The organism is Lysinibacillus sp. FSL M8-0134, from assembly GCF_038069745.1.
GTDB classification, from domain to species: Bacteria; Bacillota; Bacilli; order Bacillales_A; family Planococcaceae; genus Lysinibacillus; species Lysinibacillus irui.
The window spans coordinates 1,571,149-1,585,485 of record NZ_JBBPAJ010000001.1 but is presented as its reverse complement, the minus strand read 5'-3'; the positions used below and the strand labels follow the sequence as shown (position 1 = coordinate 1,585,485).

At 37.5% G+C, this 14,337-nt stretch carries 13 protein-coding genes; 7 read left to right on the top strand and 6 right to left on the bottom strand.

Annotated features, from left to right (window positions below):
* The first annotated feature begins 215 nt into the window (after nucleotides 1-215).
* Nucleotides 216-1,037 carry a squalene/phytoene synthase family protein gene (locus MKY49_RS07760; protein WP_274796536.1) on the top strand — a complete coding sequence of 274 codons (822 nt, stop codon included), beginning with the start codon at nucleotides 216-218 and terminating at the stop codon, nucleotides 1,035-1,037.
* Nucleotides 1,038-1,079: 42 nt separating this feature from the next.
* Here MKY49_RS07760 and MKY49_RS07755 read toward each other — a convergent pair whose 3' ends face one another.
* Entirely contained in the window at nucleotides 1,080-1,568 is a 489-nt protein-coding gene (locus MKY49_RS07755; protein WP_322610495.1) for a metal-dependent hydrolase, read from the bottom strand.
* Nucleotides 1,569-1,813: 245 nt separating this feature from the next.
* Here MKY49_RS07755 and MKY49_RS07750 point away from each other — a divergent pair, with 245 nt between their 5' ends.
* Both MKY49_RS07750 and MKY49_RS07745 read left to right on the top strand, forming a co-directional pair.
* The gene (locus MKY49_RS07750) at nucleotides 1,814-2,440 is read left to right on the top strand and encodes a nitroreductase family protein (RefSeq protein ID WP_322606288.1); all 627 of its coding nucleotides are present in this window, start codon (nucleotides 1,814-1,816) and stop codon (nucleotides 2,438-2,440) included.
* Nucleotides 2,441-2,780: 340 nt separating this feature from the next.
* Complete coding sequence (locus MKY49_RS07745; protein WP_322606289.1) at nucleotides 2,781-3,272, top strand: hypothetical protein; 492 nt, start codon at nucleotides 2,781-2,783, stop codon at nucleotides 3,270-3,272.
* Between the two features lie 27 nt (nucleotides 3,273-3,299).
* Here MKY49_RS07745 and MKY49_RS07740 read toward each other — a convergent pair whose 3' ends face one another.
* On the bottom strand, nucleotides 3,300-4,361 hold the full coding sequence (locus MKY49_RS07740; RefSeq protein WP_322606290.1) for a DUF1835 domain-containing protein: 1,062 nt from the start codon (nucleotides 4,359-4,361) through the stop codon (nucleotides 3,300-3,302).
* Nucleotides 4,362-4,501: 140 nt separating this feature from the next.
* Between MKY49_RS07740 and MKY49_RS07735 the strand changes: the two genes are divergently transcribed.
* Entirely contained in the window at nucleotides 4,502-5,671 is a 1,170-nt protein-coding gene (locus tag MKY49_RS07735; protein ID WP_312507119.1) for a pyridoxal-phosphate-dependent aminotransferase family protein, read from the top strand.
* A gap of 292 nt (nucleotides 5,672-5,963) precedes the next feature.
* On the opposite strand, the gene MKY49_RS07730 is transcribed toward MKY49_RS07735, so the two are convergent.
* Complete coding sequence (locus MKY49_RS07730; RefSeq protein ID WP_341385903.1) at nucleotides 5,964-7,286, bottom strand: D-serine ammonia-lyase; 1,323 nt, start codon at nucleotides 7,284-7,286, stop codon at nucleotides 5,964-5,966.
* Nucleotides 7,276-7,749, bottom strand: coding sequence for a YaiI/YqxD family protein (locus MKY49_RS07725; protein WP_274796525.1), 474 nt, complete (start codon nucleotides 7,747-7,749; stop codon nucleotides 7,276-7,278). The genes MKY49_RS07730 and MKY49_RS07725 overlap by 11 nt, the downstream gene beginning before the upstream one ends.
* 175 nt (nucleotides 7,750-7,924) lie before the next feature.
* Here MKY49_RS07725 and gdhA point away from each other — a divergent pair, with 175 nt between their 5' ends.
* The 3 genes from gdhA (at nucleotide 7,925) to MKY49_RS07710 (ending at nucleotide 10,998) form a co-directional block, all read left to right on the top strand.
* Entirely contained in the window at nucleotides 7,925-9,298 is a 1,374-nt protein-coding gene (gdhA, locus tag MKY49_RS07720) for an NADP-specific glutamate dehydrogenase (protein WP_274796524.1), read from the top strand.
* Nucleotides 9,299-9,514: 216 nt separating this feature from the next.
* The gene (locus MKY49_RS07715; RefSeq protein ID WP_274796523.1) at nucleotides 9,515-10,201 is read left to right on the top strand and encodes a phosphoribosylaminoimidazolesuccinocarboxamide synthase; all 687 of its coding nucleotides are present in this window, start codon (nucleotides 9,515-9,517) and stop codon (nucleotides 10,199-10,201) included.
* Nucleotides 10,202-10,344: 143 nt separating this feature from the next.
* Nucleotides 10,345-10,998 (top strand): Yip1 family protein, encoded by a 654-nt coding sequence (locus MKY49_RS07710; protein WP_274796522.1) that lies wholly within the window; start codon nucleotides 10,345-10,347, stop codon nucleotides 10,996-10,998.
* 40 nt (nucleotides 10,999-11,038) lie between these two features.
* On the opposite strand, the gene MKY49_RS07705 is transcribed toward MKY49_RS07710, so the two are convergent.
* Together MKY49_RS07705 and MKY49_RS07700 are read right to left on the bottom strand one after the other, a co-directional pair.
* On the bottom strand, nucleotides 11,039-12,787 hold the full coding sequence (locus tag MKY49_RS07705; RefSeq protein ID WP_312507122.1) for a methyl-accepting chemotaxis protein: 1,749 nt from the start codon (nucleotides 12,785-12,787) through the stop codon (nucleotides 11,039-11,041).
* Nucleotides 12,788-13,024: 237 nt separating this feature from the next.
* Nucleotides 13,025-14,227 (bottom strand): NAD(P)-dependent malic enzyme, encoded by a 1,203-nt coding sequence (locus MKY49_RS07700; protein ID WP_274796520.1) that lies wholly within the window; start codon nucleotides 14,225-14,227, stop codon nucleotides 13,025-13,027.
* Nucleotides 14,228-14,337: the final 110 nt, after the last annotated feature.

The window sequence follows — 14,337 nt, the reverse complement described above, 5'->3', positions numbered from 1 at the left end:
TTCCTCTCTTTGACATGTATGTTGTACTAACATAAATCTATACTTTCTGACCACATAAAAGGTATAGATTTAAATAGTTTACTATTAAACTATATCATTTTTAGTAAACGTTTTCAAAGAATATCGCTTTAAAAATGAACAATCTGTTTTATCTTTCCCTATTTTTACGATACGATATACTATAGATGTGGAACCATTTGAACGGAGGAATACGAGTGAAAGATCAAAAAAGACTTTACAAAGAAGCGATGCAGGTTTTAAAAGATACAAGCCGCACGTTTTATATACCGATTACTTTTTTAAAAAATGATTTAAAAGTATCAGTAGCTGCTGCCTATTTAGCTATGCGTGCCATTGATGAAATTGAAGATCATGAAGAGCTTTCAAATGATGTGAAATTTGATTTACTAACAACAACGAGTGAATTATTAAAAGAATCATTTAATGAAGAGGCTTATCAAGCATTATTAGCTCCATATGCTGATCAGCTGCCTGAAGTAACACTGCGTTTAGCAGATTGGCTAACGTTTTGCCCGGAAGAATCACGCAAAATTGTCCAAGCTTCTACAAGTGAAATGGCTTTTGGTATGGCGAAATGGGCTAAGGCCAATTGGCAAGTACGTACACGTGAGGATTTAGATGACTATACATACTACGTGGCAGGGCTTGTAGGGACGATGTTGTCTGAGCTTTGGGCGTGGGGTGCAGACGTTAAAACGGATCGTGAGTTAGCGATTGGCTATGGTCGAGGGCTTCAGGCCGTCAACATCTTACGAAATCAACATGAGGATTTAGATGAACGTGGGGTTAGCTTTGTTCCCGAAGGTTGGACACGTGAGGATTTATTTGCCTATGCTGAAGAAAATTTAGCTAAAGCAGATCTATATATGAAAGATATTAATAAACGTACAATTCTATTGTTCTGTCGTTTACCACTTGCCCTAGCTCATAAAACTTTAAAGGCTATGCAAGAAGGTCGTGAAAAAATGACACGTGCCGAGGTAGAGCAAACAGTGGAAGAGGTTCAAGCTGACTAATATGATGAAGCCCCAGTAAATTTATACTGGGGCTCTCCTTATTTATATAGAATAAATAAATCTTGCAATCAATTCATAGCTCAAATAGATGGACAGCATTGACAATAACATAAGCACGATCCCCTCCACCTTACTACCAGTTTTCGTCGTCAGTGGAAAACGAATGGATACAGACGCGGGGAAAAATAGTTTAACTCCCTTCTTAGTGCACATATCAAGCACAATATGACTTGCCATCCCAACAATAACTCCAATAGAAATGGCTCTATAAGGAATCAACGTATGTAATACCAACATCACTAACAATAGAAAAAGTAAACTATGTGTAAAGGAACGATGCCCAAACACAGTATTGACAAGTTTCGCTATGATAGGAAAAGTTCGACCAATTTTACTACCTCTATGACATATATCTGGAAGTAATGCTCCGATAACACCTGCACCTACTAAGACAAGTGGGTTATCATTTGAAAACTGTGCAAAGGCAAGACTTGCAGTGATGCCCCCAACAATATGGGTATTCCCTTGCATAAATTACTTCCACTCCTTCTCTCTCTCTATTTTTCCTTATTAATGTAACACATTATCTCGTAAAAGGGAACATATATTCCGAACATACGATCGAGGACTTTAAACTTTAGCGCTAATTATAGCAATGGGAAGAAATCACAGAGTTATTGAATTCAAGATTCTCAAATTCAAGCAATTCACTTGGAAAATCAATCCCTTTATCGTATAGTAAAAAATGCATTACACAAACGAAGGAGATAGGAATTATGACAGTGACTAAAAGTTATCTAAATAAAATTATGCATGACCGTAAATCTGTTCGCAAATACGATGAAAATTATAAAATTCCTCAAGAACAATTAGAACAATTGCTTACAGAAGCAACGTCTGCTCCATCCTCTAGTAACATGCAGCCTTGGCGCTTTTTAGTCATTCAAGACGAGGCAACAAAAAAAGAGCTACGTGCTATTGCCAACAATCAAGAACAGGTTGAAACTTCCTCCGCTATTATTGCCGTTTTAGGTGATACAAAAATGTACGAGAATGCAGAGGCTATCTATACAAAAAATTTTGATCTAGGCTATATCAATGAAGCAACAAGGGATTTAATGATCAATAACTCTATAAACTTGTATTCTCAGCTTCCACAAGAAGTTTTAAAAAATATCGTGACATTCGATGCAGGTCTGATTTCCATGCAAATCATGCTATTAGCAAAAGATATGGGTTATGATACCGTTCCGATGGGTGGATTTAATAAAGAAGCCTTCGCAAAACGCTTTGAATTAGCCGATCATATTGTACCTATTATTTTAATCGCCATTGGCAAGGCTTCCGCTCCTGCTTACAATTCTTCTCGTATCGAGCTAGAGCATATTGCTAAATTTATTTAATTCAGTCGAAAAAATCACCTCACTTTAACGTAAGGTGATTTTTTTTGCATTTTATGAACCCCCTCCATCATAGGATAGTAATGTTTTCTATAGGGGAAACATTGAAAAACACAATTCGCTAAAAATAATTCTCCAAAACTAGCATACTCTTTCCATAAAGGATATTTTTTGCATTTTTGCATTTACTACTCAAAAAATCATCATCAACATTTTAGAAAAAGCGAATGTCCTAGTACATTTGTGCGATTTTCACTAAGTATCTTATAAAAATTGTTGTAGATTTACCACTTTAGGATTGTTATTATTAGGAGGTATTTTTTTATGAAAGGAGGTTTTACTGATGAACTATAATGATTCGTATTATTACAATGATTTTGATGCAGCCATGGGTGGTTTATTTATTATATTTATTTTAGCAGCTCTTGCTTTAGGTTTAATCGCCTATATTATTAGTGCACTAATTTATTTTATGACGTCTAAAACAAATGGTTTTGCAGATGTAGCCTATATCGCTTGGATTCCTATTATTAATGTATACAGTCTTTTCCTGCTGACAGCTAGTGGCGATAGCCGAGAAACAGTACGTGCCACAGCTTTAAAAAATACGCTCATTTATGCGGGCTTGATCATCGTTTCGTTTATACCTATTATTGGCATACTTGCTTCTTTAGGTGCAGCAGGCTTTACATTATACTTCTCCTACCGATTATTTTATCGTTGGTGTGGAGAATCAGGGAAAGCCGTGCTTTATACAATTCTAATGATTATAACAGGCGGCTTATTCTTTGCTATTTATGGTTTAATGCGTATGAACAGACCATTTGTTGCCTAATAAACCGTTCAAAAACCTCTTCATGCCTTAATGCTGAAGAGGTTTTTGGCGCATTTTTACTTGATAATGGTGCATAGATTTAGGGATGCCTTTTAATTCAAATACACCACTGTACACTAAATAACGAATTCTATATTCAAGAAAGAAGATATTTGGAGGAGCCTCCATTTTAGTTAAAAGCTCTGAAATGAGTGCCCCTGTTTGAATATAATCGATGGTTCCTTGCTGCTGATGAAGTTGTTCTAGCCTTGTTATTATCAATGAATCATAGGCGTTCACTGGAACCGCCTGAATTTGTTGATGCAACCAGAGGCGTAACACCTCTTTTGTCCTCGCTAAACGTTCCCATTGCTGCTGAAATAATAGATGTGCATTAGCAGACAAGCTTATTTTGTCATACTGTTCTACATTCCAATGCCGATTGCTAACACGCTCTTCCCCAGTATTGATAAGATAGATTTCATTCGTTTTTTCACGTAATAAATAAAGGAAAAATCTAAGTCCACATTGTTCTTCTATATTGTCTCCATACCATATGTAAATTGGTAAATGACGCGGAATATCCTGTATTTCTCTTATCGTATTCATGAAATGATGATAATTCACAAAATCATCCATACCATCATTTATATTTTCCATTAACCATTCATGGCGAAATGCCTGTCCTCTTTTTTCATCAAGCTTCCATAAAGGACCTATAGACAAATCATCTGGAAACCCTATTACATATTTCGGCGGTGCAAGTGCTACTCGTAGTGAGCCTGCTACGGATTCGGAACAGACAATATGTACCATTGGGGCTGTCGTTGTTGTCAAAACTTTCTGTTGTTGAATGGTATCATTAATGATGTCTACAAAAAGATTTAGATGATCTTGCTCTACCATCAAAGTCCATCCCTCCTTTGGACTGCTTCGTTCATGTCGAAAAGCAGCAAATGATTCAAATGGTTGAAGTTCATATGCCTCCCATTTCCCTCTCTCCACCACATCATCTATCGTGATATAATTTAATGTTTGAATTTTATAAACCAAGACCTGATTTGCTTCGTACAAAAAGTAGATAAATGGATAATGCCTCATTGTCTCCATAGCTTTGACTCCTTTTAGGAAATTGTATCATAATGACAATCTCTTCCATCATTTTTCAAAAATATAGCTAGCAGATATAATAATTATGTTATGATTATAGTTAGAAAATTTAGAATTTCTTTCAAAGGGGACTGATATTTGTGTATGAAAATATTTTAAGACATCCTGGGCCAACACCTATTCCAAAAAAGGTTCAGCTTGCGATGAATCGTGATATTTTTAGTCATCGAAGCGCTGAATTTGTGGAATTATATCGAGAAACAGTCGAATTAGTAAAACCTATTTTTGGGACAAAGCAAGATATTTTACTACTCCCATCAGGTGGCACAGCTGCTCTAGAGGCAGCTGCGGTGAATACGGTTTCAGCTGGTGAACATGTGGTCGTTGTTACAGTTGGAGCTTTTGGTGACTATTTTGTTTCGATTTGTGAAAAATACGGCTTCAACGTACATAAGCTTGAAAAAGAATGGGGTCAAGCTTGCACGGCTAATGAGTTACGGGATTTCTTACAGCCATTAAAGGATATTAAGGCTGTTTTTATCACATACAATGAAACTTCCACTGGTATTTTAAACCCGATCGCTGAATTAGCACAGGTCGTTCGTGAAGAAACAGCTGCATTATGTATCGTCGATGGTGTAAGTTGCATTGGTGGTGCTACTGCTGAGATGGATGCTTGGGGAGTCGATATTCTTGTTACAGGCTCTCAAAAGGCGATGATGTTGCCACCAGGGCTTTCTCTTGTTAGCATAAGTGAAAGAGCTTGGCAAATCATAGAAGAAAATAAAACCCCATCCTATTATTTAAATTTATTGAGCTATCGGAGCTGGGCAGAAAAAGGGATGACGCCAAATACGCCTACTATCACACTTATCTATGGACTTCATGAGGTTTGTAAGCTAATCGAGCAGGAAGGTGGCTTTGATACAACTGTTGCCCGACATGAATTAATGAAAAACATGGTCCGTAATGCGATGAAAGCACTGAACATTGACCTTTTAACTGACGATGAGTATGCATCCCCGACAATTACAGCGATCATGGCTCCAAAAGGGATTGATCTCAATGATTTCTTAACACATTTAAAACAGCATTATCATTTAGATTTCGCTGGAGGGCTTGGTCATTTACAAGGGAAAATTTTCAGATTTGGTCATATGGGCTATTGTTTCCCTAGCGATGTATTACAGGCAGTTTCATTAATGGAAGCAGCACTTCAAGACTTTTCCTATGATTTTGAGCCAGGTGCTGGTGTGCGAGCAGCTCATGAAGTATTTTTAAGTGCTCAGCGAAAACAGCTACAGCAATAATTATTAAAGGTTTCTACACATAAGTTAAAAAAATGTGTATAAAAAATAAGTATTGACCCATACTATTAAAGATTTCACTTCAAATCCAATGACTAGGAGGGTTAACCCGATGAGTGGGATGGATTGCAAACTCTGAAGGTCCAACAAAACTGAATGTAGCTAAAGCACGGTTGTCTTATTTTTAAGATACAATGCGAAAGCGAGGCAGTGTGTCATGGAGCATTTAAAGTAAGTGAGAATCAAGCCTAGAAAGAAATTTCTAGGCTTTTTAATGTCTATAAATAGTTAATGGTTATAATGTTGTCTGTTTTAAATAGTCCTCACGCATTTCCTTCGGCACCATACTTCCACCTGTCGCCCATACAATATGAGTAGCTTGCTCCATTTTGTCGGTTAAATGATGCTTTTCTAAATATTTTTGCCCGTTTTTCATTAACTGGATCGGTCCAAACATTCCTGCATGTGCGGATGGCTCTAAAAATAGCTCCTCAGACTCCATTGCTAATGCTAGTGAAGTAAATAATTCCTCATCTTTTACCGTATAACATCCGCTAATATACGTGTCCATTACTTTTCCAACGAATTTAGAGGCACGGCCGACTGCTAGACCGTCTGCTTCCGTCTTATTGTCTAAGCCAATATCCTCTACACTAATTTCATCATGTAAACCTGTCATTAAGCCTAGCGTCATACAAGGAGATGCGACGGGTTCTGCAAAGAAAATATGCACATGCTCGCCGAATAGTTCTCGCAGTCCATAGGCAACCCCACCTGGCCCTCCACCTACACCACATGGTAAATAAACAAACAAAGGATGCGCTGAATTGACTGTTATATTAGCCTTTTCTAATTGACCTATTAAACGCTTTGCGGCTACTGCATAGCCTGCGAATAAATCCTTTGAGTTTTCATCATCAATGAAATGGCACATTGGATCTTGTATAGCTTCTTGTCGGCCCTGTTCTACCGCCACACTGTAATCAGCCTCATATTCAATCACTGTCGCTCCCTTTTCTCGTAGCAAGTCTTTTTTCCATTTCTTGGAGTCGCTCGACATATGTACTACGACATTAAAGCCGAGCTTCTTGCCCATAATGCCGATACTTAAACCTAAATTTCCTGTAGAGCCTACTGCAATTGTATAGTGTCGGAAAAATGATTGAAATGCCTCTGTAGCTAAGACTGCATAATCATCCTCTACTTTAAGCTTTCCACTTGCCAAAGCAAGCCTTTCTGCGTGTTTTAATACTTCATAAATTCCTCCACGTGCTTTGATTGATCCAGAAATCGGTAAATTATGATCACATTTTAACAGTAATTGGCCAGGTATTGAGACTTCATACCGTTGTTCAAGGGCATTTTTCATCTCTGCCATTTCCTCAATAGTGGATTCAATCAGACCATCACTTTTTACAAGCTCAGGAAAGACTACTTTTAAATATGATGAAAAACGCTGCAATGTTTCTTCCGCATCCTCTACTTCAGACATAGTAAAGTGCATTGTCTTTGGTTTTTTCATCCGATTTGTATTTTCCCAGAAAACAGTATCCTTCTTTGCTAGTTCCTTCAGCTGTGGATATTGCTCCAATAGTTCGTGATTACGTTCATTTTTCACCTGTAGATTCCTCCATTTTATGAGCTAAAATTGCTCGTTCACAAATTTGTCGAAATTTCCTTTCAAACGAAATATTGTTTTCTTGTGTTCTTTTTTTAGGTCCCTTTGTTCGCCCTCCTGCCCTCCTAATTTTTTGACCAACATGACGCATATCGAGCAAACGTTCGATATTTTCATCAGACATTTCTCGTCCATTTTGATCGATCGGATATCCACCTCTTGCTAAAACCATTGCTGCTAACCCGTAATCCTGTGTAATGACAATATCATGTTTTGAAAGCGCGTTCACAAGCGTAAAATCAACCGAATCCGGACCTTTTGGAACAGTAATTGTTATTACATTATCACGTTCAACACGGTGAGATGTATCGCAAAATAAGATAGTTTCTATCTCATATTCAGATGATATAGATAGCGCCAAATCCACTACTGGACAGGCATCAGCGTCTATTAGAACCTTCACAATAAAGCATCATTCCTTTCTCGAAATTAGATTAATTACTTAGTAAATAATTATTTTAATATAATGTTTTTCAGACCTCTCTTGCTCATTTCTTCACAAACTTACAAAGTATTTTATTGAATAGTTTGAAAAATAGATATACGATACACCTATCAACTAAATGGGGGTTTTAATTATGACAATTACAACTGTTAGCAATGAACAATTAGCAAAAGAATACGTTGATGGCGTATTTGAGCAGCTAAAACAACAGAACTGTCATCAAGCGGAATTTTTACAAGCGGCTGAAGAAATTTTCATCTCATTAGTGCCTGTATTCGCACAACATCCTGAATATATTCAGGCCAATATTTTATCTCGAATCGTTGAGCCTGATCGTATTATTTCCTTCCGTGTAGCTTGGCAAGATGATAACAATCAAGTGCAAGTAAATCGCGGTTATCGTGTTCAATACAGCAATGTGATGGGGCCTTATAAAGGCGGCCTTCGCTTCCACCCTTCCGTGAACGAATCCATCATTAAGTTCCTAGGCTTTGAGCAAATCTTTAAAAATGCGTTGACTGGGCAACCAATCGGTGGTGGTAAAGGTGGTTCGAACTTCGATCCGAAAGGTAAGTCAGACTCAGAAATCATGCGATTCTGCCAAGCATTCATGACTGAATTATACCGTCATATTGGTCCAGATGTCGATGTTCCTGCTGGTGATATTGGTGTAGGTGCTCGTGAAGTTGGCTATTTATGGGGCCAATACAAACGTTTAACAAAGGCAAATGAATCAGGTGTACTAACTGGTAAGACTCCTGGTTATGGTGGCTCTTTAGCACGTAAAGAGGCAACTGGCTACGGTACAGTTTATTTTGTCAACGAAATGTTAAAAGATGCAAATGATTCATTCGAAGGAAAAACAGTAGTTGTTTCTGGTTCTGGTAACGTTTCTACTTATGCCATTGAAAAAGCTCAACAATATGGTGCAAAAGTGGTTGCTTGCTCTGACTCTTCAGGCTATATTTATGACCCAGAAGGCTTAGATTTAGCAGCTATTAAAGAAATTAAAGAAGTAAAAGGTGACCGTATTTCAACTTACGTTAATTACCGACCAAATGCTACTTTTACAGAAGGTTGTACAGGTATCTGGACAATTCCTTGTGATATTGCCCTACCATGTGCTACTCAAAACGAAATTAATGGTGAATCGGCTCGTACATTAATTTCAAATGGTGTGAAAGCTATCGGTGAAGGTGCCAATATGCCATCAGACCTGGAAGCAATCAATGAATTCCTAAATGCAGGTGTATTATTCGGTCCTGCTAAAGCAGCGAATGCTGGCGGTGTTGCTGTATCTGCTCTTGAAATGGCACAAGATTCAAGCCGCGTATTTTGGTCATTTGAAGAAGTAGATGCGAAACTTCATCAAATTATGAAAAATATTTATATGGACAGCAAAGCAGCAGCTGAAAAATATGGCTTCCCAGGTAATTTAGTAATGGGCGCAAACATCGCGGGCTTTATCAAAGTAGCTGATGGAATGCTTATGGAAGGTGTTTATTAATAGTATTTCTTTGTCATAGTTTCCTATAATCCAAATTCAAAATATTCTTAATTTCATATAAGGTGATAACGAATATTCGTTATCACCTTATTTTTTATTAGGTATTCTGTTACAAAACATGTAAGTAAACATTTAAAACGAACATTTTTATTATTAAATATTTAAAACATTCGTGTTATAATTTTAGAGTACTATGAAATATTGGAGGGTATTTTTGTGGAATTATTGTATACAGGGAAAACAAAAAATGTGTTCAAACTAGAAGATGGTCATTATTTATTAAAATTTAAAGACGATGTGACAGGAGAAAACGGTGTTTTTGACCCAGGTGCTAATACTGTTGGATTAACGATTGATGGCGCTGGTTTAGCAGGTTTACGCCTAACTTCCTATTTCTATTCCAAATTAAATGAACAAGGTGTTCCTACGCATTATGTAGACGCAAACTTTGAAGATGCAACGATGACAGTAAAACCTGCAACAGTTTTCGGGAACGGTTTGGAAGTTATTTGCCGCTTCAAAGCTGTTGGTTCATTCCTACGTCGCTACGGTGCCTATGTTAAAGAAGGACAAGATTTAGACTCCTTCGTAGAAGTAACCATTAAAGATGATGATCGACTAGATCCTCCTATTTCAGAAGATGCTTTAGCTATGTTAAACCTGTTAACTCACGAAGAATATGCTATTTTAAAACAACGTACAATTGAAATTTCTAAATTTGTTGCAGCCGAGCTTGCTAAAAAAGGTTTAACACTTTATGACATTAAACTAGAGTTTGGCCGCGATGCAAATACAAATGAGATTTTATTAATCGATGAAATCTCTGGTGGTAATATGCGTGCTTACAAAGGTGAGCAATACATCGAACCGCTTGAGCTAGAAAAATTGATGTTAGCTGAATAAAAATCCATTGCAAAAAAGAGTCGATCATTACGACTCTTTTTTATTTAGGGCGTTATTTTAATTTTCTACGAAACTTTTCTTCACTTCACTCGTATATTAACATATGGAATAAGCAATTATACTATTATTTTGGAGGTAGTTTGATGGAAAACTATAATGAGACATCGCAAGAAGAAAGGCCAAGACTAAATCCATTTTTATCAGCTTGGCTACATCCAAAGCAAACGACTCGTTATATGATTAATGAAAAATCTATTGGCTTTGCAATTTTGATTTTGTCTATTGGCTATATCGGCTCTCTTATGTCTGGACTAATTGATTCGGAGTTATTTCCCGATTTATCACCATGGATTTTAGCATTATTATGTATCATTTTCGCTCCAATCGCTGGTATTATCGGGACAGCTATTTCTGCATTGGTCACTTGGTTATTTGGTAAGTTATTTAAAGGTACCGGTACTTACTCTGACTTATTTAAAGGATTAAGTTTAACAGCAGTACCTTATATTGTCCTCATTCCGCTTTATATTATTTGGTTAGTTACATCACCAGATTCATTATTAGATCCGAACTTTATCGGAGATGTGCCATGGATCTTTTGGCCAACTGTTTTAGCAACTATTGTTGTTAGTGTATGGTCTTTTGTTATTTCTGTTGGCGCCGTTGCAGAAGCACATGAAATTTCTAACTGGATGGCCTTCTTCACTATCTTTATTCCAGCTGTTATTTTATTCATCGTGTTCTTTGTTCTTTTCTTTATCATCCTCATCGGTATTATTGGTGTTGGCATGATGTAAAAAAATCTCCCCTCTCATTTCAGAGAGTGGGAGATTTTTTTTATAGTTTGAATTGAGCAATGAGTGCTTTCAATTGTAATGCTAATTCCGATAGTTGAGCAGACTTTCCAGCCATATCCTCCATTGAGCTACTTGTCTCTTCTGTCGTAGCTGTTGTTTGCTCGACACCTGCAGCAGATTCCTCTGCTACCGCAGCAATTTCTTGAATAGAGTTGTTCATTTTATGACCATCTTCTGTAACTTTCGATAAATTCGTTGAAATTAATTGGACACTCTCCACTACATCATTAATGGAGTGGCTAATCGTGTTAAATGTTTCAGTAGTAGCTTTTATTTGATTCGTTCCTTCTTTTACTTCTTGGTAACCATCCTCTAAAGAGTTCGTGACCACATCAAAATCTTGCTGAATATTCGTGACGATGGATGTAATATCGTTTACTGAAAAGGCTACTTGTTCTGCAAGCTTACGTACTTCATCTGCAACAACAGCAAATCCTTTGCCATGCTCTCCTGCTCTTGCCGCTTCAATCGCAGCATTTAAAGCTAACAGGTTCGTTTGATCTGCGATATCCTTAATGACCACGACCAATTTAGAAATTTCCTGTGCTTGAGCATCTAATTTTTTCACTTTCTCAACGGCATTTTGCACGATGCTATCAATCTTTTCCATTTGAGAATTAGAGGATGTCATAAGCTGACTTCCTTCATTCGTTAATGCTAAAACTTCTACTGAAGATTGATGAATATGTGCACCATGCTGATTCGTTTCCTGTAAATCTGCTGTAAAGCGCTCCATTAATGAAGTTAATTCACTAGAATGGTGGGCTTGTCCCTCAGCACCTGATGCTAATTCATGCATCGTAATCGCGACTTGCTCCGCTCCCATATTAACTTCATTTGCTGAATGCGTTAGCTCTTTACTAGAAGTGTTAATTAAGTCAGATGCTTGAGCAATATTATGAATCATATCTTTCAACCTTATTTGCATTTGATTCATGGCGCTTGCCAGTTTACCAATTTCATCTTTTGAACGTATAGCCATACTTTCTTGAGATAAATCTCCCTCTGCAAAACGCTCCATCGCTTGAGCCGCTTGGTTTATAGGCTTCGTCATACTACTCGCATATTGCCAAATGATCAATATCCCAACAATAATGGCCAAGCCAATTACTATAAGTGTTATTTTAAGAATACTTTGTGCTGGTTTATTGAAGTCCATTAAATAAGTGCTCGCACCAATGACCCAACCCCAATATGGATCCGTTTCCGCATAAACCCCTTTGTCCTCTAACTGACCTGAATTAGGTAATGGCCACGAATAAGAAACAAATCCACCACCTTCATTCCCTTTGGCAATGATTCCTTGTATGTACTTAACGCCATTATCATCCTCTTCATCCCAGACATTCGTACCCTCTATATTTGGATGGGCAACAGACATCCCTTTTTGGTCAACGACAAAAATATAACCATTGTCGCCAAGTTTAATGTCCTTATTAATCGGTCGCTTTCCTTCACTATCCTTTTCTCCTAAAATAGCAATCTTTACTTTTTCCTGAGCTTCCTCTAATGATAAATTGCCTTCTTCTACCTCTTGATTGAATTGCTCAATCATGGCTATCGTCATTTCCACACTATTTTTTAGATTTTCTTTCCCTACCGTCTCTAGGTTTGATTTACTTTGCTGATAGCTTATAAAACCTAAGATAAGTAACGGAATCATTAAAAGTAGCAATGAAAAAGCGATTAGCTTCGTTTTAATAGATCGAAATTGTACGATTGATTTCATTTTCCCTCATCACTTCTTTCAATTTTAAATGGACTTAAGACTTATTTTTCAATCTAAATCTGTCATCAATAAGTATTTCTTCTTCTTCAATCAACTATGTAAAACATTCCATTTTACTTAATCATTTTATTACATAAAACACCAAATAACAACAAATTTCGAGCATATTTGATAAAAAACAGATAGAGAAAAGCACTTCACTTTTCCCTATCTGCTCTATTTCCCTATTCTATTTTATTAAACAGATAATGCTGCACTTTGTTGGAATAGCTCCGAAACGCCAGATTCTACAGCTGCACCGCTCACAGCCCTCGAGACGATTGCCACAACACGTTCATCTAGTGACTTTGGTACAATGTATTCCTCTGTTAACTCCTCGTCACTGACAAGAGATGCGATTGCTTCCACAGCCGCAAGCTTCATGGCTTCATTAATATCCGTTGCTCGCACATCTAAGGCACCACGGAATATACCTGGGAATGCAAGCACATTGTTAATTTGATTCGGATAATCCGAACGTCCCGTCCCCATAACACGTACACCCCATGCTTTGGCATTTTCATAGGTAATTTCAGGATTTGGATTAGCTAAGGCAAAAACAACTGGATTTGCATTCATGGACGCAATATGTGCCTCTGTTAATAGATTCGCAACAGAGACACCAATAAAGACATCCGCACCAATTAGCGCATCATCCAATGTACCATGAAGCTTATCTGGATTCGTTAAATGTGCAACCGCTTCTTTTATCGGATTCATGCCTTCCGTACGTCCCTCATAAATAATACCTTTTGTGTCACACATATAAATATTTTTATAGCCCATTTGCACAAGGATACGTAAAATAGCAATTCCTGCTGCACCCGCTCCATTAATAACAACCTTCATCGTTTCTACATCCTTTTGCACAATGCGATTCGCATTTATCATCGCTGCGCCTACCACGATTGCTGTTCCATGCTGATCATCATGAAATACGGGAATATCGCATTCCTGACGTAGGCGATCTTCAATTTCAAAGCATCTTGGAGCCGAGATATCCTCTAAGTTCACGGCACCAAATGTCGGAGCAAGCGCCTTCACAATGCTGACGATTTCATCCGTATTCTTCGTATCTAAACATATTGGAAAAGCATCAACATTGGCAAAACGCTTTAGTAAAATCGCCTTCCCTTCCATAACTGGTAATGCCGCTTTTGGTCCGATATCCCCCAACCCTAAAACTGCCGTACCGTCCGACACGACTGCCACCATATTCCCTTTCATTGTATAGTCATACACGAGTGATGGATTTTTCTCAATTTCCACACAAGGCGCTGCCACCCCAGGTGAATAGGCCAAACTCAGATCATACGAATCTTGTACTGGAACCTTTGAAGTCACCTCTAATTTCCCACTATAATGTGCATGCATTTCTAATGCCTTTTTCATTACGTCCATTCCATCCCATCCTTTTCCCTTTGTTTTTATTGTATTTCAGTATCATAATACTTTGTGAAAATATAGTCAACGAATTTTCTGTCAATTTAATTTCATCTTTAATAAATGCT